The organism is Pseudoduganella sp. R-31 (assembly GCF_049913235.1).
GTDB lineage: Bacteria > Pseudomonadota > Gammaproteobacteria > Burkholderiales > Burkholderiaceae_D > Rugamonas.
The window spans coordinates 6,152,817-6,172,717 of the sequence record NZ_CP183986.1 but is presented as its reverse complement, the minus strand read 5'-3'; the positions used below and the strand labels follow the sequence as shown (position 1 = coordinate 6,172,717).

The window sequence follows — 19,901 nt, the reverse complement described above, 5'->3', positions numbered from 1 at the left end:
CAACCCGAATAGAAGGTCAGCGTCGTTTATGCATTTTCTCTCCAGGCAGTTGCTGAAGGTTTCCCTCTTGTCGCTCGCGATGGGCATGACTATCCCGGTGTGCCAGGCCGAGGGCCTGCGTGTTGGTGTTTACTCCGTGGATGTACAAACCGCGGGCAGCGGGCCGTACACGATTATTTTTGAAGCGGGATTTGCTGGTGACCTGAGTGTCTGGCGCAAGGTTGCGCCGGCGTTATCGAAGTCGGCCAAGGTCGTCACATATTCGCGCGCAGGCATCGGCAAGTCGGATGTTCGCCCGGAGCCGCGCACACTGGAGCAGAGTGGCGCTGAACTGGAGCAGATGATCAAGGCCGCCCAGCTCAAGCCGCCCTTCATCTTGGTTGGCCATTCGTATGGCGGGCTACTGGTGAGGCAGTTTGCTGCGCACCACCCAGCCGACGTTGCGGGTATGGTATTTGTCGACGCCAGCGCTGAAGGCTTGGACGCAGCACTTAAGAAAATTGATCCGGCCAAGTTTGCCCAAGACCAGAAGGCAATCGAGTCGTTCATACCCGCACCTTACAAGGCTGAATACAGACTGGTTCAGCAAATTTTTGATGCGGGCAGCTTGCCGCAGGGCGCGCCATTGCCCGATGTGCCAACCGTGGTGCTGACTTCCGCCAAGGTTTACGAACACCCCGAGTTCGTGCTGCATACGCAAGCGGGCATGTCAGCCTGGCGCACCTTGCACGACGAGTTTTTCAAGCAGTTCTCCAACGGCAGCCATATTGTCACGGCAAACAGCGGCCACTATATTCAGCTGGACGAGCCGGAGCTGGTGGTCAGTGCAGTCGAGCAAGTGATGGCTAGTGCCACCTCCCATGCACAACGCAAGGCCCGCCAGTTGGCGCGTGAAGGTGTGCTCAAGGCTGTCGACCAGGCAGCTCCACTGGTGCTGGCACGACGGGCGCGGGAAGCGGAGTCCTTGGTCGGCGCCCAGCTGAAAGCGAGCCAGCTTGGCGAAGCCGATATCAACACTCTGGCCTACTCTCTGCTCGGACAGCCGCAAAAGGTTCAGTTTGCGGCCATGCTGATGAAGTTCAACGTCGAGAATTTCCCTGAGTCGGCCAACGCGTATGACAGCTATGGCGAAGCATTGCTCGAAATGAAGCAGACGAAACTGGCCAAGGCCCAGTTCCAGCGTGCATTGGCGCTTGGGCGATCGCAAGGGATGGATGCTGGTGCGCTGGCCGGCTACGAGGCCAACCTGAAAAAGGCAGAGCAGGCGGACTGAGTGCCCGGCTCTAATTCACGTTCTGCCGGATCCAGTCCATCATGTCGAGCCAGATGCGCTGGATTTCCGCATCCATCGGCATGGCCTGGGCGTCTGGCTATTTAACCGTGTTCACGGGCATTTTGTTTGTGTTGGCCGCTGTTCGGCCTCGCCGTCGAAGTCCAACACGACGAAGGGCGCATGCAGGATACGATCAGGTCAGGCTGGAAACCGTTCGATGGTCTCGTGCACCCAGCGGCTTTCCGGCTCCGACAGTGGTGCCTTGCCGGAGAAGCGGCGTGGGTCGCTGCGAGTGACTTTGGCCCAGTAGCGAGGCGCTTCGTACTGCCAGCAGGGCGGGAGAATTGCGGTTCAGGTCTACGCCGTGTGCGTTCACGCTTGCGGTTTGGCGACCAGCGGGCCGTCGGGGTTCCGCAACGGCGAGATCGGCGCAGTTTTAGGCGAGCACCTTCTTCAGCCATGCCGAGACATGCACCAGCTCTTCGGCGCAGGCCGAGTGCTGCATCGGATAGTCATGCCATTCGACCTGGTAGCCCAGCTTTACCAGCAGCTCGCGCGATGCCACTGCGCGCTCGATCGGGATCACCGGGTCCATGCGGCCGTGCACCATGAAGACCGGCGTCTCCTGGTTGGCGGCGTGGCGCTCGGCGGCCACCTTGTCGGCCAGCGGCACGTAGCCGGAGAGGCACATCAGGCCCGCCAGCTTTTTCGGATAGCGCAGGCCTGCCTGCAAGGTCATTGCGCAGCCTTGCGAGAAGCCGCCCAGCACGATGCGGTTGGCCGCAACGCCGCGTGCGATTTCGCGTTCGATCAGCGCGTCGACCAGGATCTGCGACTCGCGCAAGCCTTTTTCATCTTCCTGGCGACCCAGGTCGGTATGCACGATGTCGTACCACGAGCGCATGACGTAGCCGCCGTTGATCGTCACCGGCATGGTGTTCGCATGCGGGAAGATGAAGCGGATGCCCGGCAGGCCGGCCAGGTTCAGCTCATTGACGATAGGCGCCCAGCCTTCGCCGCTGTCACCCAGGCCGTGCATCCAGATCACGGAGACTTCAGGATTGGGCTTGGTGTCGATGACGATGGAATCCAGCAGGTGGGTCATGCGTTGTCCTTCTTGCGAATGGCGGATTTGGGACGGAATGCCTTGCACACCGCATCGTTGGTTTCAGCGTAAGGGCCGCCGATCAGGTCGATGCAGTAAGGGACGGCTGCGAACACGCCGCCTACCAGTTGCTTGCCGTCGGCATCCTTCAGGCCTTCCAGCGTTTCCTTGATGGCTTTCGGCTGGCCCGGCAGGTTGATGACCAGGGCAGCGTGGTCGGCGGTTTCGCGGATCACGGCAACCTGGCGCGACAGGATGGCGGTCGGCACGAAGGCCAGGCTGACCTGGCGCATCTGCTCGCCGAAGCCCGGCATTTCCTTGGTGCCAATCGCCAGCGTGGCTTCCGGCGTCACGTCGCGGCGCGCGGGGCCGGTGCCGCCGGTGGTCAGCACCAGGTGGCAGCGCACCTGGTCGACCAGCTCCACCAGGGTGGCTTCGATCTGCGCACGCTCATCGGGAATCAGGCGGGTTTCGAAGCGCAGCGGCGTGGCGATGGCGCTGCGCAGCCAATCTTCCAGCGCCGGGATGCCCTGGTCCTGGTAGACGCCGCCGCTGGCGCGGTCGGAGATCGACACCAGGCCAACGAGCAGGGTTTCGTCACTCATCTTCGTCGCCTTCGGGCGCATCGACGTCAACGTCCGGACCAGGCGATGGCTCGGAGGCGGCGGACTTCTTGTCCAGGTCCTTCAGGATCTGGAAGATTTCACGGTAGGCCTTGGGAGGCTTGTTCTCGGCCTGTTCCTTGCGGGCGTTGCGGATCAGGGTGCGCAGGTGCTGCACGTCCAGGTGCGGCGCTTCTTCCAGCAGGACGGTCAGGGCCTTGTCGTCGGCCAGCAGCTTGTCGCGGCGGCGTTCCAGCGCGTGCAGCGCGGCGGTATCGGCCTTGGAGGCGCCTTTCCAGCCTTCGATGGTGCGCTTGATGATCGCCACTTCCTCTTCGGACAGGGTGCGCATCTTCTTGCCGATGAATTGCATCTGGCGGCGGCGGCCTTCGTGATTCTTGATGTTTTGGCATTCCAGAATGACATCGCGCACGTCTTCCGGCATCGGCACCCGCTTGACGCGGTCGCGCGGGGCCTCCACCAGTTCCCGGCCCAGGTCTTGCAGGGCGTCGGACTGGCGTTTCATTTCGGTTTTGGATGGGCGTTCGTATTCTTGTTCGAACTCGCTGGACTGGAAGCCGCACGAGCCACGGTTTGGATTAGGCATGATAGGAGGGGCAGGGGCTGTCACACCCTACCTGTAAAAACGGTAAACGGCTGCTATGATAACTGTTTTAACGCCCAGCCCCCCAAAAAGACCCCATGAGCGAATCCGCCTTCTCCTATTCCCAGGACCAGTTGAAACAGCTTGCCCGCGACGTGTTGAAGTACGCGCGCGAGCAGGGCGGCACCGATGCTGCCGTCGAAATCAGCGAAGGCAGCGGTCTTTCGGTCTCGGTCCGCAAGAGCAAGATCGAAACCATCGAGCAGAATCGCGACAAGGGCATCGGCGTCACGGTCTTCATCGGCCAGAAACGCGGCAATGCCAGCACCTCCGATTTCTCCCCGGCTTCGCTGAAGGCGACCGTGGAAGCGGCCTACAACATCGCCCGCTTCACGGCGGAAGACGATTGCGCCGGCCTGGCGGAAGAAGAGCTGCTGGAGAAGAATCCGCAGGACCTGAAGCTGTTCTATCCATGGGCCATCTCCACGGAAGAAGCTGTGGAGCTGGCGCAGCGCGCCGAAGCGGCGGCCTTCGCGGTCGATCCGCGCGTGACCAATAGCGAAGGCGCCGGCGTGCACGTGCAGCAGTCGCACTTCGTGTCGGCCAACTCGCGCGGCTTCATCGGCGGCTATCCTTACTCGCGCCACACGCTGTCGGTGACCCCGATCGCCGGCAAGGGCGCCAAGATGCAGCGCGACGACTGGTACACCTCGGTGCGCGATCCGAAGAAAATGGCCAGCGCCGAAGCCGTCGGCCGCTATGCCGCAGAACGTTCGCTGGCGCGCCTGAATGCGCGCAAGCTGGCTACCCGCACCTGCCCGGTGCTGTTCGAGGCGCCGCTGGCCGCCGGCCTGCTGGGCGCCTTCGTCCAGGCCACTTCGGGCGGCGCCCTGTATCGCAAGTCCTCCTTCCTGGTCGACTCGCTGGGCAAGGACATCTTCCCGTCCCACATCCAGGTCAAGGAAGACCCGCACGTGGTGGGCGCCATCGGTTCAGCGCCGTTCGATGAGGAAGGCGTGCGCACCCACAAGCGCGACGTGGTAAAGAACGGCGTGCTGCAGGGCTATTTCCTGTCGACCTATTCGGCCCGCAAGCTGGGCATGAAAACCACCGGCAATGCCGGCGGCTCGCACAACCTGTCCATCACGTCCTCGCAGACGAAAAAGGACGACGACTTCGAAGGCATGCTGCGCAAGATGGGCACCGGCCTGCTGGTCACCGAGCTCATGGGGCAGGGCACCAACTATGTGACCGGCGACTACAGCCGCGGCGCTTCCGGTTACTGGGTGGAGAACGGCGTGATCCAGTACCCGGTGGAAGAGATCACCATCGCCGGCAATATGAAGGACATGTTCCAGGACATCGTCGGCATCGGCACCGATGTCCTGGTGCGTGGCACCAAGCAAACAGGCTCGATCCTGATCGAAAAGATGGTGGTTGCCGGGAACTAAATATTTCCATACACTGTCCCGAGATAAAACCCTCATAAGGAGACAGTACGTATGGAACGTCGTTCCTTTATCAAGAAGGCCGCAGCAGGTGCGGGCGCAGGAATTATCGCCGCACCGGCTATCGCCGCCGAACTGCCCGCCATCACCTGGCGCCTGGCATCCAGCTTCCCCAAATCCCTCGACACCATTTACGGCGCTGCCGACACCTTCACCAAGCGCGTGGCGCAGCTCACCGGCGGCAAATTCAATATCCGCGTGTTTGCGGCCGGCGAAGTGGTGCCAGGCCTGCAGGTGCTGGACGCGGTCCAGGCAGGCACGGTGGAATGCGGCCATAGCGCCTCGTACTACTACTACGGCAAGGACGCGACGTTCTCCTTCGACTGCGCGGTGCCGTTCGGCCTGACCTCGCGCCAGCAGACCGCCTGGTACGACCAGGGCGGCGGCAAGGAATTGCTGCGCGCCTTCTATAAGGACTACGGGGTGATGAACTTCATCGCCGGTAACTCGGGCACCCAGATGGGCGGCTGGTTCCGCAAGGAAGTCAAATCCGTGGCCGACCTGAAGGGCACCAAGATGCGCATCGCCGGCCTGGCCGGCAAGGTGATGGAGCGCCTGGGCGCCGTGCCGCAGCAGCTGGCCGGCGGCGACATTTACCCGGCGCTGGAAAAGGGCACCATCGATGCGGCGGAATGGGTCGGTCCATACGACGACGAAAAGCTGGGCTTCCACAAGGTGGCGCCGTATTACTACTACCCGGGCTGGTGGGAGCCGGGCGCTTCCTTCACCCTGTACGTGAACATCAAGGAATGGGAAAAGCTGCCGAAGGAGTATCAGGCCGCGATTGAAGCTTCCGCCTATGAGGCCCACGTGGTGATGCAGGCCGAGTACGACTTCAAGAACCCGACCGCGCTGGGCCGCCTGATGAAGAGCGGCGTCAAGCTGCGCAACTACTCCAACGACATCATGGAAGCGGCCTACAAGGCATCCAATGAGCTGATGGCGGAAGAAGCTTCGAAGAACGCCAAGTTCGCCAAGATCTACGAACCGTGGAAGCGCTTCCGCAACGACCAGAACCAGTGGGCCTCGGTGGCGGAATCGACCATGCAGAACTTCCTGATCAAGGCAGGCCGAGGAGGCAAGTAGTTCAAAAAAAATGCCGTTCAGCGCAGGCTGAACGGCATTTTTTCTTGCGTGCGCCGCGATTAGCGGCCTTCCATGGAGGCCAGTGCCAGCTTCAGTGCGGCTTCAGGCGCCTTGCCAGCGCGGACGAATTCATCTTTACGCGCCATGACCCAATCGTACAGCTCCTGTCGATACCATGGCGAGCCAGGATCGAGGGACTGATACCTGGACTGTGCGCGAGACAGCGCATCCGCATAGCCCTGCTCCGCGGCACTACGCTGCACCGCGGGCACCGGCGCAGGCGTTGTCGCCGCCGGCTGAGGCTGCGCGACAACTGGCGCCGTGGCCGCTACTGGCTGGACTGGGGCAGCTGCCGGCTTGATGGCTGCAACGGGCTTCACAGCGGCAACTGGCTGAACTGCATCGGCGCTTGGGGCGGGGGACGTCCGCGCAACCGGTGCCGGGGCCGCTGCGGTCGGCTGGGCGCGCGCGGCATTTGCCTCGACGCCCGGAGCGACGCCATTGCGGCCCGTGTATTTCGGGGAGCGAGGGCCGTAGAGAATGCCCTGCGAATTGCCTCCCGCCAGCAAGAGCGCATTGGTCTGGGCGGCAACCTCATGGCTGCGATTGGTCGAGGAGTTCATGATTTGCGTGACAACGGCCTTGATCAATAAGCCGGCAAGGCCGCCCCCGTTGTTGCCGCCACGGTTGCCATCGTCGACGACGGTCGCCTTGCCGTCCCACAGCAGCGCCCTGGTTTTCAAGTCCACCAGTTTGGCACTGGCAGAGACCGTGGTAACGCTGCTGAGAACATTGTAGGTGCTGCCGTATTTTTCCACCGTCATGTACAAGGCAGCATCGGCGCCGAAAATCTCCCGCAATTTTTCCGTGTCGACGTTGTGGATGTCAGCCGGGGTGGTCAAGCCGTTTTGCCTGAAGGTCTCGCTGACCAGGGAAACGGGCAAGACGTAATAGCCAGCTTCGGCCAACGGGTAGCTCACGCTCGAATACACGCTCTCGGTAGCCCCGACTTCCGGCGAATTATTCAGTGGCGGCAGCACCAGGATCGAACGCGGATTGCTCGCTTCGAATGCCTTGTAGTCGTAAGGCTTCACGGTGTGGGTCGCACAACCGACCATCAGGACGGCCGGCGCAAATACCGCGGCCAGTTTGAAAACTTTTTTCAACATCTTAATTGCTACCCTTGCTCATGGTTCCAAGCAGGCGATCCATGTAGGTTGTCGATTCCGGGAACAGCCTTTTTTCCTCCTGGAATTCAGCCGCAACCAGATCGCTTCGGCCGACCATCGAATACAGCATGCCAAGATGGGCGTGGAAGCCCGGCGGCGCCTTCCTGCCGGCGGCATTCATGCGCTGCAAGTCCTTCTCCAGCGCCGCGATTTGATCGTTCGGGCTCTCACCCTTCAAATGCTGGTACACCTGCGGCTGGTACGAGCCCCACTGGTAAAGATCAGGATTACTGGTGCGGCAGCCGGCGAGCACGCCGGCTGCGAGCATCATGATCGATGCTTTGACGAAGATATGTTTCATGCCCAGCCTGTCCTTATTTGGCGAGCGTCAGTGCGCCGCTTTCGACGCCGGCCACCAAGCGTTCCACCGCCTCGCGCATGGCCAGGTCGAGCACCTTGCCGTTCAGCGTGGCGTCATAGCTGGCGGTGCCGCCAAAGCCGAGCACTTCGCGGTTCGACAGGCTGAATTCGCCGGCGCCGCGCGCCGTATAAACGACTTCGGAGGTTTTGATGTTGACAACATTCAGCGTCACCTTGGCGTACGCTACCTGGGTCTTGCCGCGCCCGGCCAGGCCGAACAACTGCTTGTCGCCCACTTCCTTGCGGCCGAACTCCGTCACATCGCCGGTCACGACGAAGTCGGCGCCCTTGATGGACTGGCCTTCCCGTTTGAAGTCTGCTTCCTGCTTCAACTGCTCCAGGTTATCGCGGTCCAGCACGTTGAAGCGGTTGGTCTCCTGCAGGTGGGAGATCAGGATAGTCTTGGCCTGGCTGCCGAGGCGGTCAACGCCATCGGAAAAGATGCCGCGCTGGAAACTGGAGCGGTTGTCGAAGCGACCCACTGCGATCAGGCTGCGCGGGCCGGCGTAAGGGCGGCTGGCGCTTGCCACGGTTGCGACTTCGAGGCTGCGCGAACTTTCGGTTGCGCAGCCAAACAGGGCCGAGGTGAGGCATGCGCCGATCAGCAGCGTGCGGGTAGGGAATGCAGCCATATGAGCTCCATGATGATGGTCGCTTGCCATCCGGAATTGTTGACAGAACGACAGGTTTGTAAAGGCGGGAATTATACGTTACTTTCTTTGTAACAAACAAAATTGCTTATCAGCCATTACGCCTGTCCCAGGAGGCATGTACTGAAGGCGCGCGCCGCAGCGGTCATCCGGCGCTGCGGCGTGTAGATCAGTGAGAAGGGCCGGCTGCGGCCCTTCAGTTCCGGCAGTACTTCCACCAGCACCCCGCGTTCAAGCCGGTCCTGTGCAATGAAGCGGAAGGTCTGGCATATGCCCAGGCCTGCCTCCGCCAGCGATACCGTTCCCAACGCATCATCCGTCACTTCAAGCGCCGATGCCGGCGGCCAGTCCAGCTCTTCGCCATCGCGCAGGAATTGCCAGGGGAAGGAGCGCCCCGTGCTTGGCAGCTGGAATGTCAGGCACGCATGCCCTGCCAGCGCATCAAGGTCGCGCGGCATGCCTCGCCGCTTCGCATATGCGGGCGAACAGACCAGCACCAGCTGGGCATCCTCCAGCTTGCGGGCGATCATGCTGCTGTCCTTCAGCGTGCCCTGGCGGATGGCGAAATCGAAATTTTCCGCCGCCAGGTCGACGTTGCGGTTGGTGATGTTCAGCTCCACGCGTACCGATGGATAGCGCTCGGAGAATTGCTGCAGCAGGGCGGGCAGGCGGTAATGGCCGAACGTGGTCGGGGCGCTGATGCGGATGCGGCCGGTGACTTCGCGCCCTTCGGCCTGCACCGCGCGTTCGGCGTCGTCGATCAGGGACAGCGCGGCGCGCGTCTGCTCCAGGTACAGGCGGCCGGCGTCCGTCAGCCCGAGGCTGCGCGTGGTGCGGCGCAGGAGCTGGGTGCCGAGGCGCGCCTCCAGCCGGGCCAGTGCGCGGCTGACGACCGAGGGTGTGGTGGACATGGCGACGGCGGCCGCCGTCAGCGAACCGCGCTCCACGACGGTGACGAAGGTTTCGACGTCGCCCAGGTGGTCGTATTTTCGGCTCATTATTGCCTTTAAGGGAAAAATGGTTTGGTTTTAAGGTAGTTTATCGTTGTTGGAGGTTCGAATAAAGTAGCGCCATCAACTTCCACAAGGAGCAAACCATGATGAAGAAACTGACTGCGATCGCGCTCGCCGCTGCGGCAATGCACGCCAATGCCGGCAACGTGCTGGTCGTCCTGTCCGACGAGGCCACGCTGGACCTCAAAGCCGGCAAGACCTTCCAGACCGGCTTTTACCTCAATGAGCTGATGCAGCCGGTGAAGATGCTGCTGGACGCAGGCCACACGGTGACCTTCGCCACCCCGAACGGCAAGGCGCCGACGCTGGACCAGGGTTCGGTCAACGCCATGTTCTTCGGCGGCGACCAGGCGGCACTGGACGCGCACCGCAAGCTGCTGGAACAGCTGCGCCTGACCGACAGCGCCAATTCGCCAGTGGTCAGCCTGGCGCGCGTGGAGCAGCAGGGCTACGGCAAGTTCGATGCGGTCTACGTTCCTGGCGGCCACGCACCGATGCAGGATCTGCTGGCCAGTCCCGCGCTGGGCAAGGTGCTGGCTGCTTTCCACCAGGACGGCAAGCCGACCGCGCTGGTATGCCACGGTCCGATCGCACTGCTGTCGGCCATGCCTGATGCCAAGGGCTTCGCCATGAAGCTGGCGCAAGGCGCCACGCCCGCCCAGCCGAAATGGATCTACTCCGGCTACAAGGTCACTGTCTTCACCAACGATGAAGAGGAGGCGTCCAAGTCCCAACTGGGCGGCGGCGAAATGAAGTTCTACCCGCAAACCGCGCTGCAGAAGGCTGGCCTGCAGTTTTCCAAGGCTGCCAACTGGCAGGGCAATATGGTGACCGACCGCGAACTGATCACCGGCCAGAATCCTGCGTCGGCACCGCTGGTGGGCAAGGAATTGCTGGCACGCCTTCAAAAGTAATATGATGGGCGCATGAGCTATGCGCCCAATCCCGAAGGACTGCGCTCCGCCTTTGCCGCGGAGCGCTTTACGTTTGAAGAGACCACCATTCAGTTCACGCTGGCCGAAGCTGGCCGGCTGGCAGTCATCTCCGGCAAGATCGCCGCTGGCGACCCGCAGGCCGAAGCCGGGCTGCAGCCGTTTACGCAATGCGTGCCGAACGGCGAATATCCCGTCACGCTGGCGATGGCGGGGTGCGACAATGGCGAGGAGCGCATCGCCTATGCCCGTGTGCAGCTTGCCGACACGCCGGTCGCCCACTGGTACCCAGCGCTGGTCGCGACGCAGGACGCCCGCACGCTCAAGCCGGGTGAGATCTTCGGCTACAGCGTGGAATCGGGCAGCGCCTGTTTCATGGACCCGCAGGCCGGCCCGGATTGCGTCGTCTCTTTTCCAGCCGGCGCAGGCGCCGGCCCGTACGCCTCCTACTTCGGTTATGGCGCGGATGGCCGCGTGGCCAGCCTGGTGACCGACTTCGCGGTGCTTCCCAACGTACATGACGCAGCGCCAACGGGTCGAAGCTGGTGGAAGCGCCTACTGATTTTCTGGAAGTGACAATCTGCCAGATTTATAGGCACTCCTGCCGGGTAAGATGGCGGCATGGATAACTTGTCGATCAATGAACGCGTCTTATGGAGCGGCGCCCCGCGACAGGGGTTGATGCTGCGCGCTTCCGATTTGCTGATGATTCCATTCAGCCTGATGTGGGGCGGCTTTGCCCTGTTCTGGGAATACTCCGTCTTCAATTCAGCTGCGCCCCTGTTGTTTCGCCTGTGGGGCATCCCCTTCGTGCTGGTCGGGCTTTACATGATTGCCGGCCGCTTTGTGGTCGAAGCGTGGCAACGCGCGTATACCGAGTACGCGGTTACCGATGAACGCATCATCATCCGCTCCGGCATTTTCAAGCGCAGGATGAAAAGTCTGAACTTGCGCGCAATGGGCGAGTTCTCGCTGACCGAAAACCGAAATGGCGAGGGCACCATTGCCTTCGGCATATCAGCTGCGGGAAATATGTTCAGCGGGCTGGCTTCCTGGCCTGGGGTTGAAGAGCTGCCGCGCTTCGACACGATCGCCGAAGCGCGCAAGGTCTACGAAATCATTCGCAGCGCGCACTCCGCGGCTCACCACACGCGACCATTCGGGCAACGTCTGGGTTGAGCAGGTAATTGGTGTGCGCGTGGTCGGGGCGCTCCAGCAGGCCAAGCCATGTCGGCGCATTTGATACCAGCACATTCACCACGTCCACTCCCAGCCCGGCATAGCGTTCGCGCTCCAGCGTATAGGACAGCAGCTCGTTGGGATCGCTGAACGCCACCAGGTTCAGTCTGCCCGTGCTGCTGCTGCGCGGCGCTGGACCCGCGCGGCGCTTCAGCAGGACGGCTCGCAGGCTGTCGGGCGGCTGCACCACGGTTGCCGCCAAGCCTGGCGTGGCGCCTGGCAGCTGCTGGTCGGCCAGCGCAAGCAGGGGAATCTGGTTGGCAGCCATCACCAGGTAGGCCATGCGGTCGATGGTGCTCTGGGCTGCGGCCTCCATGCGCAGCAGGGTATCGAACAGGATCTTGCTGCCAAGGCTGGACGACAGCACCAGCAACGGCGCGTCCGGCGCGGCGTCCCTGGTCGCGTGCAGGATTGCTTGCGCCATGCGCTGCTGGATGGTGTCGCGCGCGACACCCTGGTAGATCAGGGCGTCCGGGATGCAATCGTCCAGCAGCTTGTCCTTGGCCTGTGCATTGAGCTTCGCGCGCGTGGCCGGCAGGCGCGTGCTGAGGTCATATTCAAGCTGGCGCTTGAGGGCCGTGGTCAGGGACGACCACACCAGGGCCTTGATGCGCAATTCGCCTTGCCGCAACGTGATGGTGCGCTCGACTATCTCTATGCCATCCGCGCTTGCGATAGCGCGCACCGCGCTGGACGGGCCTGGCGCCCTGGCTTTGAGTGCGCTGCCCAATTGCGCCACTGTTTCATCGGCCCAGCGCGCGTCATGGGTGCACATGCCATGCACCAGCAGCACGTCGACGCTATGCCCCGGCGCCGTGGCGGCAAAGTCCGCCAGGCCGGGAAAGGCGCCATCCGCCTGTGCCGGGCGATAGGGCATCGAGGTGCAGCCGGCGAGCAAGGCGCAAGCCAGCAGGGGAATAAATAGCTTCATATTCGCCTCCATAAAGGCCCATGATCGGCGCAGATCGCGGCACGGCCTTTGCGCCGGCGCAAAACTGGCAACTTCCGGGGGCTGGGCCTAACATGAAGCATGACCAGCAAACGACAAAGCGAGCGCCTTCCCGCGCTGTATTTCGAGCCGGAGGCGCCGTCCCTCATCCCGCCGCACCTGCGCGCGCCCGGCCAGCCGGGCTATCCGCAGGCGCGTGAGCTTGAACGGCTGCGCCGCAAGCACGTGACGCGCGTGCGGAAACTCAGCCGAAAATAGTCACAGCTCAATCACCTGCGCGCCGCGGCTGTGCATGAACTGCTCAATGCCGTCCACCGTCACGGTCGTAATATGGCCTTGCATGCGCTGGCCCATCGGATGGTCGTCGAAGGCGACGTTGGCGCGGAACATGCGGCCGCCAAGCCGCGTCAGGGCGCCGATTTCCACCGGCTGCGGGCGGAAGCCGGCCTGGCCGAGCCACTGCTGCGCTTCAGCGCGTGTTTCGACGCGGCCGGCATCCGCACTGGCTGCCGCCAGCGTCTCCAGCGCCCACTGGTTGGAGTTCTGGTAGCGCGTCGACCAGGCGTAGGACAGCATGTTGTAGTGCGGCTGGTGCAGGCGTAGCGGCGTGCGCGAAGCCAGCACCTGCGCCAGCCGTTGCTGCACTTCCGGCGCAGGCAGCATCAGCTGCGCCTTGTACTCGTGCACCCCGGACAGGAAGAAGTTCCCCAGGCCATCGTTGAACAGGGCTGAATCGGCCGTGCCGCATTCGTTCAGCAACTGCACCACCACCCAGCGGCCTGCCGGATGATCTCGCCATGCCAGGCCGACGTGGGAATAATGCAAGCCATATTTGGACAGGTCCTGCCCGGCGCGTGCAATCACGGCCACTTGTGCGCCGCTGGCGTCAAGCGCCTGCATGCTGCGCTGGGCCAGGTCCAGGCCGCGTTTCACCTCTTCCACCGACATGGGCTTGTGTTCGCAGCTCTGGCCCGCGTGGGCCGCGCCGGCCATTGCACCGGCCAACGACACTGCAAGGATCAGGCGTCGCATGGCTTAGCTCACCTGGCTGTGATGCAGCAGTGCCTTGCCCGCCTCGTTCGGGATGAAGGCGATCACCTTGCCCGATACTACCAGCGCATGGCCGGCCGACATGGCCACAACGCTGATCGCGGTGCCGGCAACCATCGAGACGCCTTCCAGCGCCTTGCCGCTGAACTGCAAGGTAGCCTTGCTGCCGTCGCCTACCGCTTTGACCACGACCAACACGCTTTCGCCGACCGTCTCGACGGAATCGACTACCGGCGAGTTGCCGGTCATCATTGTCACCACGGATCCCGCCACGACAACCACGGCGGACAGGCCGCCGAGGCTCAGGGCTTGCGAACCATTCACCGCCTGGCTGCTGGCGCAAGCGACAGCAAGCAAGGCGGCGATCAGGGTGCGTTTCATTTTTTGCTCCACAGGTTAAAGGAGCGGCCATCTTGCTGCGTTGCCAGGGGCAGGGCAATTGCTTCGCGCACTGTAGCGCCGCGCCATGCTGGTGGTATCATATTGCGATACTTTATTGCAGGAAATTCAAGCATGTCCAACGTCATCCGCCTGGTCGACGCGCTTAAACGCCAGCTCAAGGCGCGCGGCATTACTTACGCCGCCCTGGGGCAGAAGATCGGTCTTTCCGAACCCAGCATCAAGCGCATGTTCGCGGCCCGCAATTTCACGCTCGACCGGCTGGAGCAGGTATTGGCTGTGCTGGAGATGGATTTTGCCGAACTGGCGCAAGCCAGCGCCGATACGCCGCATTTGATCTCGCAACTCACCTACGCGCAGGAGAAAGAAATCATCAGCGACACCAAGCTGCTGGTGGTGGCTGTGCTGGCGCTGAACCAGGTGCCGATCGAAGAAGTGGTGAAGAACTACAAGATCAGCGCCGCCGAAGCGACGGGCTGCCTGCTAAGGCTCGACAAGATCGGCTTCCTGATGCTCAAGCCGAACAACAAGGTGAAGCTGCTGGTGGCGCGCACTTTCAGCTGGCTGCCGAATGGCCCGATCCAGGGCTTTTTCCGCGACGAAGCGTACAGCGATTATTTCGATAGCCGCTTCGACGGCCATCATGAGGTGCAGCGGCTGGTGAGCGTGATGTTGTCGCAGCAATCGACACGCGCCTTGCTGGATCGCCTGAAGCAGGTGGCGGACGAATTCTCGCTGCAGCACCAGGATGATGCGCGGCTGCCGTGGGAACAGCGCCGCGCGGTGACCATCATGCTGGCAGCGCGCCCGTGGATACCGAAGGCATTCCGGGCGCTGCTGCGATAGTTTAGAAACGGCGCAGGGTGCGCAGGACAGGCTGCAGCACGTCCGCACCCAGCTTGGCGGAACGGGCGCCGTTCCAGCCAACCAGTTCATCCGGATCGTTGGCGTTGTCCTTGAACGGCAGTTCCAGGGTCAGCGACAGGCAGCCGAACAGGTGGGTGATGTGCGGCGAACCCATGGTCAACACTTCCGGGGTGTATGGCGAATCAGGATAGCCATGCTCGGACTGGAAGTCCGGCGACGCCAGCTTGAAGTCGGCGATGAACTTGTCCTGGGCGGCCTTCTGCTCCCTGGTGAAGTTCGGCAGGGCATCGCTGCCGGCCACGAAGACGTAAGGCAGGCCTTCGTCGCCGTGCACGTCCAGGAACAAGTCGCAGCCGATTTCCTTCATTTTCTCCTTGACCAAGAAGACTTCCGGCGAGCGCTCCATGGTCGGCTCGTTCCACTCGCGGTTCAGGTTCGCGCCGGCGGCGTTGGTGCGCAGGTTGCCGCGCACGGAGCCGTCCGGGTTCATGTTCGGCACGATGTAGAAGCAGGCATCCTGCAGGCATTGGCGGGCATATGGATTGGCGGCGTCGAGCAGGGCTTCGACCATGCCTTCCACGAACCATTCAGCCATGGTCTCTCCAGGGTGCTGGCGCGCGATGACCCACACCTTCTTTTCGGCTGCCTGGTCGCCGATCACCAGCATGTTCATGTCGCGGCCTTCCACGGTGCTGCCCAGGTCGACCAGTTCGGCCAGCGGGTGCAGTTGCGCGGAGTCCAGCAGGGACAGGTGGCGCTCCCACGAATACGGCTCGAAGTAAGCGTAGTAGATGGAATCGTGTTCCGGCGCGTGCTCGATGGTCATCACTTCGCCATCGAAGGAAGTCGGGACGCGGAACCAGTTGTCGCGGTCGTAGGACGCAACGGCGTTATAGCCCTTCCAGCCCTCGGCATAGGCAGCCTTGCCGGCATTCAGGAAACGGATGGTCAGCGGCACGGCCTGCGCGCCCTGCACACGGAAATAGAACCACTGGATGATGTCCGCATGCGAGTCCTTGCGGATATTGACATCGATATCGCCAGCGGAGGTAACGCTGACCACATCGATGGCGCCAGCGTCGAACTGGCTGCTGATCTTGATAGACATTGTGTGTCCTGTCGGAAAAATGAAGCGCCGTCGCGCGAAGCCCGACATGATACACCGAATGAAAGTCGGGGTCAGGTCTGGCAATCCGCCATTTTGGCGGATTGCCAGACCTGACCCCGACTTTCATCCTGTCAGCCAGGCCCCAGCCGCCAGGTCGTCCGGCAGCTTCATTCCCCAGCGCTGCTCGTATTGGGCCCTGCCCGGCAAACCAGGGGTAAGGACAACAGCAGGCTGGCAATCCCGATAGGCCGGACCATCCTACCTCCACGGTGATCAAGCTGATGATAGCAGGCCGCCGAAGCGCTGGTGGAAGCTGGTTTCGGGTTGCGGGGCGCTTGGATCTTCGCGTTGCAGGGCGGCGAGAATGTGCCTTTCGGCAGGGCCGGAAAGCTGGCGATAGAGCTGGCTGGCCAGTTCGTAGGCGCGGGCGCCGGGCCAGGGCTCGGGCAGCAGTTCGATTGGCAGTTGCGGGTCGTGCAGCTGTACGCGCCGGTAGGCGTGGATCAGCAAAGTGCGCAGCACGAAGGCTTGCTCGGGATCGATTTCGCCTGCCTCGGCCAGCAGGCCGGGCACGGTGCTGAAGTTGGCGACGAACTTCTCATAGCCGGCGGCCACTTCGCTCAGGTCCCAGCCTTCGGCCACCATCTCGCCCAGCGGCCGTGCGCGCAGGCCGGGCACTTCGCTGGCCTGTACCACATATACCTTCTGCAGCAGTCCAAGGCGCGACAGCAGGGCTTCCAGCGCCTCCACATCGCCGGCGGGATGGCCGGCGATGCCGGGCGCGATCACGCTGTAGCCTTCCCATAACAGCTCCTTGCGCAACTGGCTGCGCGCCGGGGCGTCGAGGCCATCGGCGGCCAGCACCAGGGTCCACTGGCCGTTCCAGTGCACATTCAGCGGCGCGTAGATGCGACGAAAGGCGCGGCTGAAGCGGCGCATGGCGTCGGGCGTGATGGCATAGCTGCTGCGGCGGCCGTCGCGCTGGGCGCCCAGCCAGCCTTCCTGCGCCAGGCGGAATACGGAGGTGCGCAGCAGGCGGTCGTTGACGCCGAAGGGAGCCAGCAGTTCGATCAAGCTGCCCGTCCACACCATGCCCCCGTGCGGGACGATGGCGTCGCCGAAGATGGTCATCACCAGCGATTTGGAGCGCGGCGGGTCGCTGGCCAGGAATTCTTCGATCCAGCCATTGATTTTCTGGTTTTTTTGCATAGACCGATTTTATACACTGTCATTGATCTAGATACAGAATTTTTAAATGACACACAAAATTCGTTTGCAAAGCAGTTTTTGTATCGTATTATGAAGCTATCCCGAACAAGGAGGCCCTCCTTATGTACGCACAAATGGTGGAAACTGGCCTGAAAAAGGTCCAGACCGCAGAAGATATGGACGCGCAGGAGCGCGAATTCCAGGCGCGCATCGACGCCGGCATCAAGATCGAGCCAAAGGACTGGATGCCGGAGGCTTACCGCAAGACCCTGATCCGCCAGATTTCCCAGCATGCCCACTCCGAAATTGTTGGACAGTTACCTGAGGGTAACTGGGTGACCCGTGCCCCGACCCTGAAACGCAAATCCATCCTGCTGGCCAAGATCCAGGACGAAGCCGGTCATGGCCTTTACCTGTACAGCGCCGCCGAAACCCTGGGCGTGTCGCGCGACGAATTGCTGGCGGCCCTGCACAGCGGCAAAGCCAAGTACTCGTCCATCTTCAATTACCCGACGCTGAGCTGGGCCGACATGGGCGCCATCGGCTGGCTGGTGGACGGCTCGGCCATCATCAACCAGATCCCGCTGTGCCGCTGCTCTTATGGCCCGTATTCGCGCGCCATGATCCGCGTCTGCAAGGAAGAGTCCTTCCACGCCCGCCAGGGCTACGACATCATGATGTCGCTGGCCAAAGGCACGCCGGAGCAGAAGGCGATGGCGCAGGATGCATTGAACCGCTGGTGGTGGCCGTCGCTGATGATGTTCGGCCCGTCCGACGCGGCCTCAGTCAACAGCGCGCAATCGAGCGCCTGGCGCATCAAGCTGTTCTCCAACGACGAACTGCGCCAGCGCATGGTCGACCAGACCGTGCCGCAAGCAGAATTCCTGGGCCTGACCATCCCCGACCCTGACCTGAAATGGAACGAGGAGCGCGGCTCCTACGACTTCGGCGAAATCGATTGGGAAGAATTCCACCAGGTCCTGAAGGGCAACGGCCCTTGCAACCGCGAGCGCCTGCGCACCCGCGTCAAGGCTTATGAAGACGGCGCATGGTTCCGCGACGCGCTGGTGGCGTACGCCGACAAACACAATAAGGAGCAGGCTGCGGCCTGAGAGGAGACAAGATGAGCAAAGAATGGCCACTGTGGGAAGTCTTCATTCGCAGCCAGCACGGCCTGGCGCACAAGCATGTGGGCAGCCTGCATGCTCCCGATGCGGAGATGGCAATCAACAACGCGCGCGACGTCTACACGCGCCGCAACGAAGGCGTGAGCATCTGGGTGGTGCGCGCTTCCGATATCGTTGCCAGCGCACCGGCCGACAAGGGCCCGCTGTTCGAGCCTTCCAACAGCAAGGTGTACCGCCACCCGACCTTCTTCCCGATGCCGGAAGAAGTGAAGAACCTGTAAGGCTTCCTGCTATGGATAACAAGGTCAATTACCTGCTGCGCCTGGGCGACAACGCCATGGTGCTGAGCCAGCGCCTGTGCGAATTGTGCGGCAAGGGCCCGGCGCTGGAAGAGGACATGGCGCTGTCGAACGTGTCGCTGGACCTGCTGGGCCAGACCCGCATGTGGTACACCTACGCCGCAGAACTGGAAGGCGCGGGCCGCGACGAGGACAAGCTGGCTTACCTGCGCGACGCGCATGACTACAAGAACGTGCTGCTGGTCGAGCAGCCGAACGGCAACTATGCACACACCCTGGTGCGCCAGTTCTTCTTCGATACCTGGCATTACTTCCTGATCGGCGCGCTGACCAAGAGCAGCGACCCGCGCATCGCGGAGATCGCCGAGAAGTCGCTGAAGGAAGTGACCTATCACCTGCGCCGCAGCGGCGACCTGATTGTGCGCCTGGGCGACGGCACCGACGTGTCGCACCAGTTCACGCAGACGGCGATTGACGAACTGTGGATGTACACCGGCGAGGTGTTCAACTACGACGCGGTGGATGAAGCCATGGTTGCGGAACGCGTTGCGCCCCCGGCTGCCATGCTGCGCGAGCAGTGGCTGTCGCACGTGTCGGATATCCTCGGAGAAGCGACGCTGGCCATGCCAGCGGCCGACGCCTGGATGCAGAAGGGCGGCAAGCAAGGCCGCCATACCGAACACCTGGGCTACCTGCTGGCGGAGATGCAGTTCCTGCAGCGCGCTTACCCGGGTTCGGAGTGGTGATGGACGCAGCGCGTGTCTGGACGCTGCTGGAGCAGGTCTCCGATCCGGAAATCCCTGTGATCTCCGTAGTGGACCTCGGCATCGTGCGTGATGTGCAGGTCACCGGGGCATCGTCCTGCGCGGTCACGATCACGCCGACTTACTCGGGCTGCCCGGCCATGCAAGTGATCGCCGACGCGGTGCAAGGCGCGTTGCACGATGCGGGCATCAGGCAGGTCGACATCATCACCCGCCTGTCGCCCGCCTGGACGACCGACTGGATGAGCGATTCGGGCAAGGCCAAGCTGAAAGGCTACGGCATCGCGCCGCCGGCACAGCGCGTGGTCGACATCAGCGGCCTGCGCGCCCCGCGCCCCTCCGCCGCGCCGTTGGATCCGCTGAAGGCCGGAGTTGCCCGCGGCGCGGTGTCGGCGCCGAAAGTCGTTTGCCCGCACTGCGGCTCCAGCCACACCGAAATCACCAGCCAGTTCGGCTCCACGCCCTGCAAGGCGCTGTACAAGTGCCTCGATTGCCGCGAGCCCTTTGACTACTTCAAGTGCCACTGAC

At 62.6% G+C, this 19,901-nt stretch carries 23 protein-coding genes and 1 pseudogene; 12 read left to right on the top strand and 12 right to left on the bottom strand.

Features of this window, described 5'->3' with window-relative positions; translation table 11 throughout:
- Positions 1-28: 28 nt before the first annotated feature.
- Positions 29-1,273 carry an alpha/beta fold hydrolase gene (locus ACN9MY_RS28145; protein WP_426319332.1) on the top strand — a complete coding sequence of 415 codons (1,245 nt, stop codon included), beginning with the start codon at positions 29-31 and terminating at the stop codon, positions 1,271-1,273.
- A gap of 436 nt (positions 1,274-1,709) precedes the next feature.
- On the opposite strand, the gene ACN9MY_RS28140 is transcribed toward ACN9MY_RS28145, so the two are convergent.
- Genes ACN9MY_RS28140 through yjgA form a run of 3 tightly spaced genes read right to left on the bottom strand, consistent with a single transcriptional unit; the run spans position 1,710 to position 3,587 of the window.
- Entirely contained in the window at positions 1,710-2,378 is a 669-nt protein-coding gene (locus ACN9MY_RS28140; protein ID WP_426319331.1) for an alpha/beta hydrolase, read from the bottom strand.
- Positions 2,375-2,983, bottom strand: a complete 609-nt coding sequence (gene mog / locus ACN9MY_RS28135; RefSeq protein ID WP_426165092.1) for a molybdopterin adenylyltransferase — start codon at positions 2,981-2,983, stop codon at positions 2,375-2,377. The genes ACN9MY_RS28140 and mog overlap by 4 nt, the downstream gene beginning before the upstream one ends.
- Positions 2,976-3,587: a ribosome biogenesis factor YjgA gene (yjgA, locus tag ACN9MY_RS28130; RefSeq protein ID WP_426165090.1), complete on the bottom strand. Its 612-nt coding sequence runs from the start codon at positions 3,585-3,587 to the stop codon at positions 2,976-2,978. Before yjgA ends, mog begins: the two co-directional genes overlap by 8 nt.
- A gap of 95 nt (positions 3,588-3,682) precedes the next feature.
- On the opposite strand from yjgA, the gene pmbA reads away from it, so the two are divergent.
- Both pmbA and ACN9MY_RS28120 read left to right on the top strand, forming a co-directional pair.
- Positions 3,683-5,035, top strand: coding sequence for a metalloprotease PmbA (gene pmbA / locus ACN9MY_RS28125; RefSeq protein WP_426165088.1), 1,353 nt, complete (start codon positions 3,683-3,685; stop codon positions 5,033-5,035).
- A 51-nt stretch (positions 5,036-5,086) separates the two neighbouring features.
- Positions 5,087-6,178 carry a TRAP transporter substrate-binding protein gene (locus ACN9MY_RS28120; RefSeq protein WP_426165086.1) on the top strand — a complete coding sequence of 364 codons (1,092 nt, stop codon included), beginning with the start codon at positions 5,087-5,089 and terminating at the stop codon, positions 6,176-6,178.
- A gap of 512 nt (positions 6,179-6,690) precedes the next feature.
- On the opposite strand, the pseudogene ACN9MY_RS28115 reads toward ACN9MY_RS28120, so the two are convergent.
- From ACN9MY_RS28115 to ACN9MY_RS28100, 4 genes and pseudogenes are all read right to left on the bottom strand, one after another.
- A pseudogene (locus tag ACN9MY_RS28115) lies at positions 6,691-7,347 on the bottom strand (DUF799 domain-containing protein); the annotation flags it as partial.
- A gap of 1 nt (position 7,348) precedes the next feature.
- Positions 7,349-7,708, bottom strand: coding sequence for a DUF4810 domain-containing protein (locus ACN9MY_RS28110; RefSeq protein WP_426165084.1), 360 nt, complete (start codon positions 7,706-7,708; stop codon positions 7,349-7,351).
- Between the two features lie 13 nt (positions 7,709-7,721).
- Entirely contained in the window at positions 7,722-8,399 is a 678-nt protein-coding gene (locus tag ACN9MY_RS28105; RefSeq protein WP_426319330.1) for a CsgG/HfaB family protein, read from the bottom strand.
- Positions 8,400-8,515: 116 nt separating this feature from the next.
- Positions 8,516-9,415, bottom strand: a complete 900-nt coding sequence (locus tag ACN9MY_RS28100) for a LysR family transcriptional regulator (protein WP_426165080.1) — start codon at positions 9,413-9,415, stop codon at positions 8,516-8,518.
- Positions 9,416-9,513: 98 nt separating this feature from the next.
- Between ACN9MY_RS28100 and ACN9MY_RS28095 the strand changes: the two genes are divergently transcribed.
- From ACN9MY_RS28095 to ACN9MY_RS28085, 3 genes are all read left to right on the top strand, one after another.
- Complete coding sequence (locus ACN9MY_RS28095) at positions 9,514-10,344, top strand: type 1 glutamine amidotransferase domain-containing protein (protein ID WP_426165078.1); 831 nt, start codon at positions 9,514-9,516, stop codon at positions 10,342-10,344.
- A gap of 12 nt (positions 10,345-10,356) precedes the next feature.
- Complete coding sequence (locus ACN9MY_RS28090; RefSeq protein WP_426165076.1) at positions 10,357-10,938, top strand: DUF4241 domain-containing protein; 582 nt, start codon at positions 10,357-10,359, stop codon at positions 10,936-10,938.
- A gap of 105 nt (positions 10,939-11,043) precedes the next feature.
- A complete protein-coding gene (locus tag ACN9MY_RS28085) occupies positions 11,044-11,541 on the top strand; it encodes a PH domain-containing protein (RefSeq protein WP_426336454.1) in 498 nt (165 codons plus the stop codon).
- Here the strand turns inward: ACN9MY_RS28085 and ACN9MY_RS28080 are convergent.
- On the bottom strand, positions 11,480-12,532 hold the full coding sequence (locus tag ACN9MY_RS28080) for a hypothetical protein (RefSeq protein ID WP_426336453.1): 1,053 nt from the start codon (positions 12,530-12,532) through the stop codon (positions 11,480-11,482). The two genes, ACN9MY_RS28085 and ACN9MY_RS28080, sit on opposite strands and share 62 nt — an antisense overlap.
- A 99-nt stretch (positions 12,533-12,631) precedes the next feature.
- Here ACN9MY_RS28080 and ACN9MY_RS28075 point away from each other — a divergent pair, with 99 nt between their 5' ends.
- Positions 12,632-12,808 (top strand): hypothetical protein, encoded by a 177-nt coding sequence (locus tag ACN9MY_RS28075; protein WP_426165070.1) that lies wholly within the window; start codon positions 12,632-12,634, stop codon positions 12,806-12,808.
- Here ACN9MY_RS28075 and ACN9MY_RS28070 read toward each other — a convergent pair whose 3' ends face one another.
- Together ACN9MY_RS28070 and ACN9MY_RS28065 are read right to left on the bottom strand one after the other, a co-directional pair.
- On the bottom strand, positions 12,809-13,582 hold the full coding sequence (locus tag ACN9MY_RS28070; RefSeq protein ID WP_426165068.1) for a DUF2145 domain-containing protein: 774 nt from the start codon (positions 13,580-13,582) through the stop codon (positions 12,809-12,811).
- Between the two features lie 3 nt (positions 13,583-13,585).
- The gene (locus ACN9MY_RS28065; RefSeq protein WP_426165066.1) at positions 13,586-13,981 is read right to left on the bottom strand and encodes a hypothetical protein; all 396 of its coding nucleotides are present in this window, start codon (positions 13,979-13,981) and stop codon (positions 13,586-13,588) included.
- A 132-nt stretch (positions 13,982-14,113) separates the two neighbouring features.
- Here ACN9MY_RS28065 and ACN9MY_RS28060 point away from each other — a divergent pair, with 132 nt between their 5' ends.
- Positions 14,114-14,845 carry a helix-turn-helix domain-containing protein gene (locus tag ACN9MY_RS28060; RefSeq protein WP_426336452.1) on the top strand — a complete coding sequence of 244 codons (732 nt, stop codon included), beginning with the start codon at positions 14,114-14,116 and terminating at the stop codon, positions 14,843-14,845.
- A 1-nt stretch (position 14,846) separates the two neighbouring features.
- Here ACN9MY_RS28060 and ACN9MY_RS28055 read toward each other — a convergent pair whose 3' ends face one another.
- Together ACN9MY_RS28055 and paaX are read right to left on the bottom strand one after the other, a co-directional pair.
- Positions 14,847-15,974: a M14 family metallopeptidase gene (locus ACN9MY_RS28055; protein ID WP_426336451.1), complete on the bottom strand. Its 1,128-nt coding sequence runs from the start codon at positions 15,972-15,974 to the stop codon at positions 14,847-14,849.
- A gap of 273 nt (positions 15,975-16,247) precedes the next feature.
- Positions 16,248-17,183, bottom strand: a complete 936-nt coding sequence (gene paaX, locus ACN9MY_RS28050) for a phenylacetic acid degradation operon negative regulatory protein PaaX (protein ID WP_426165060.1) — start codon at positions 17,181-17,183, stop codon at positions 16,248-16,250.
- 122 nt (positions 17,184-17,305) lie between these two features.
- Between paaX and paaA the strand changes: the two genes are divergently transcribed.
- Genes paaA through paaD form a run of 4 tightly spaced genes read left to right on the top strand, consistent with a single transcriptional unit; the run spans position 17,306 to position 19,900 of the window.
- Positions 17,306-18,295, top strand: a complete 990-nt coding sequence (paaA, locus tag ACN9MY_RS28045) for a 1,2-phenylacetyl-CoA epoxidase subunit PaaA (RefSeq protein WP_426165058.1) — start codon at positions 17,306-17,308, stop codon at positions 18,293-18,295.
- A gap of 11 nt (positions 18,296-18,306) precedes the next feature.
- Complete coding sequence (paaB, locus tag ACN9MY_RS28040) at positions 18,307-18,591, top strand: 1,2-phenylacetyl-CoA epoxidase subunit PaaB (RefSeq protein ID WP_057260923.1); 285 nt, start codon at positions 18,307-18,309, stop codon at positions 18,589-18,591.
- An 11-nt stretch (positions 18,592-18,602) separates the two neighbouring features.
- A complete protein-coding gene (gene paaC, locus ACN9MY_RS28035) occupies positions 18,603-19,355 on the top strand; it encodes a 1,2-phenylacetyl-CoA epoxidase subunit PaaC (RefSeq protein WP_426336450.1) in 753 nt (250 codons plus the stop codon).
- Complete coding sequence (gene paaD, locus ACN9MY_RS28030; RefSeq protein WP_426319322.1) at positions 19,355-19,900, top strand: 1,2-phenylacetyl-CoA epoxidase subunit PaaD; 546 nt, start codon at positions 19,355-19,357, stop codon at positions 19,898-19,900. Before paaC ends, paaD begins: the two co-directional genes overlap by 1 nt.
- Position 19,901 lies beyond the last annotated feature (1 nt).

Bases quoted from the DNA above. Each gene is read 5' to 3' on its own strand.
- ACN9MY_RS28070 (WP_426165068.1), bottom strand. From the start codon at position 13,582: ATGCGACGCCTGATCCTTGCAGTGTCGTTGGCCGGTGCAATGGCCGGC.
- paaA (WP_426165058.1), top strand. From the start codon at position 17,306: ATGTACGCACAAATGGTGGAAACTGGCCTGAAAAAGGTCCAGACCGCA.
- mog (WP_426165092.1), bottom strand. From the start codon at position 2,983: ATGAGTGACGAAACCCTGCTCGTTGGCCTGGTGTCGATCTCCGACCGC.
- paaX (WP_426165060.1), bottom strand. From the start codon at position 17,183: ATGCAAAAAAACCAGAAAATCAATGGCTGGATCGAAGAATTCCTGGCC.
- ACN9MY_RS28120 (WP_426165086.1), top strand. From the start codon at position 5,087: ATGGAACGTCGTTCCTTTATCAAGAAGGCCGCAGCAGGTGCGGGCGCA.
- ACN9MY_RS28060 (WP_426336452.1), top strand. From the start codon at position 14,114: ATGTCCAACGTCATCCGCCTGGTCGACGCGCTTAAACGCCAGCTCAAG.
- ACN9MY_RS28085 (WP_426336454.1), top strand. From the start codon at position 11,044: ATGCTGCGCGCTTCCGATTTGCTGATGATTCCATTCAGCCTGATGTGG.
- paaC (WP_426336450.1), top strand. From the start codon at position 18,603: ATGGATAACAAGGTCAATTACCTGCTGCGCCTGGGCGACAACGCCATG.
- pmbA (WP_426165088.1), top strand. From the start codon at position 3,683: ATGAGCGAATCCGCCTTCTCCTATTCCCAGGACCAGTTGAAACAGCTT.
- paaB (WP_057260923.1), top strand. From the start codon at position 18,307: ATGAGCAAAGAATGGCCACTGTGGGAAGTCTTCATTCGCAGCCAGCAC.
- ACN9MY_RS28080 (WP_426336453.1), bottom strand. From the start codon at position 12,532: ATGAAGCTATTTATTCCCCTGCTGGCTTGCGCCTTGCTCGCCGGCTGC.
- ACN9MY_RS28145 (WP_426319332.1), top strand. From the start codon at position 29: ATGCATTTTCTCTCCAGGCAGTTGCTGAAGGTTTCCCTCTTGTCGCTC.
- ACN9MY_RS28075 (WP_426165070.1), top strand. From the start codon at position 12,632: ATGACCAGCAAACGACAAAGCGAGCGCCTTCCCGCGCTGTATTTCGAG.
- ACN9MY_RS28065 (WP_426165066.1), bottom strand. From the start codon at position 13,981: ATGAAACGCACCCTGATCGCCGCCTTGCTTGCTGTCGCTTGCGCCAGC.
- ACN9MY_RS28095 (WP_426165078.1), top strand. From the start codon at position 9,514: ATGATGAAGAAACTGACTGCGATCGCGCTCGCCGCTGCGGCAATGCAC.
- yjgA (WP_426165090.1), bottom strand. From the start codon at position 3,587: ATGCCTAATCCAAACCGTGGCTCGTGCGGCTTCCAGTCCAGCGAGTTC.
- ACN9MY_RS28105 (WP_426319330.1), bottom strand. From the start codon at position 8,399: ATGGCTGCATTCCCTACCCGCACGCTGCTGATCGGCGCATGCCTCACC.
- ACN9MY_RS28110 (WP_426165084.1), bottom strand. From the start codon at position 7,708: ATGAAACATATCTTCGTCAAAGCATCGATCATGATGCTCGCAGCCGGC.
- ACN9MY_RS28140 (WP_426319331.1), bottom strand. From the start codon at position 2,378: ATGACCCACCTGCTGGATTCCATCGTCATCGACACCAAGCCCAATCCT.
- ACN9MY_RS28100 (WP_426165080.1), bottom strand. From the start codon at position 9,415: ATGAGCCGAAAATACGACCACCTGGGCGACGTCGAAACCTTCGTCACC.
- ACN9MY_RS28090 (WP_426165076.1), top strand. From the start codon at position 10,357: ATGAGCTATGCGCCCAATCCCGAAGGACTGCGCTCCGCCTTTGCCGCG.
- paaD (WP_426319322.1), top strand. From the start codon at position 19,355: ATGGACGCAGCGCGTGTCTGGACGCTGCTGGAGCAGGTCTCCGATCCG.
- ACN9MY_RS28055 (WP_426336451.1), bottom strand. From the start codon at position 15,974: ATGTCTATCAAGATCAGCAGCCAGTTCGACGCTGGCGCCATCGATGTG.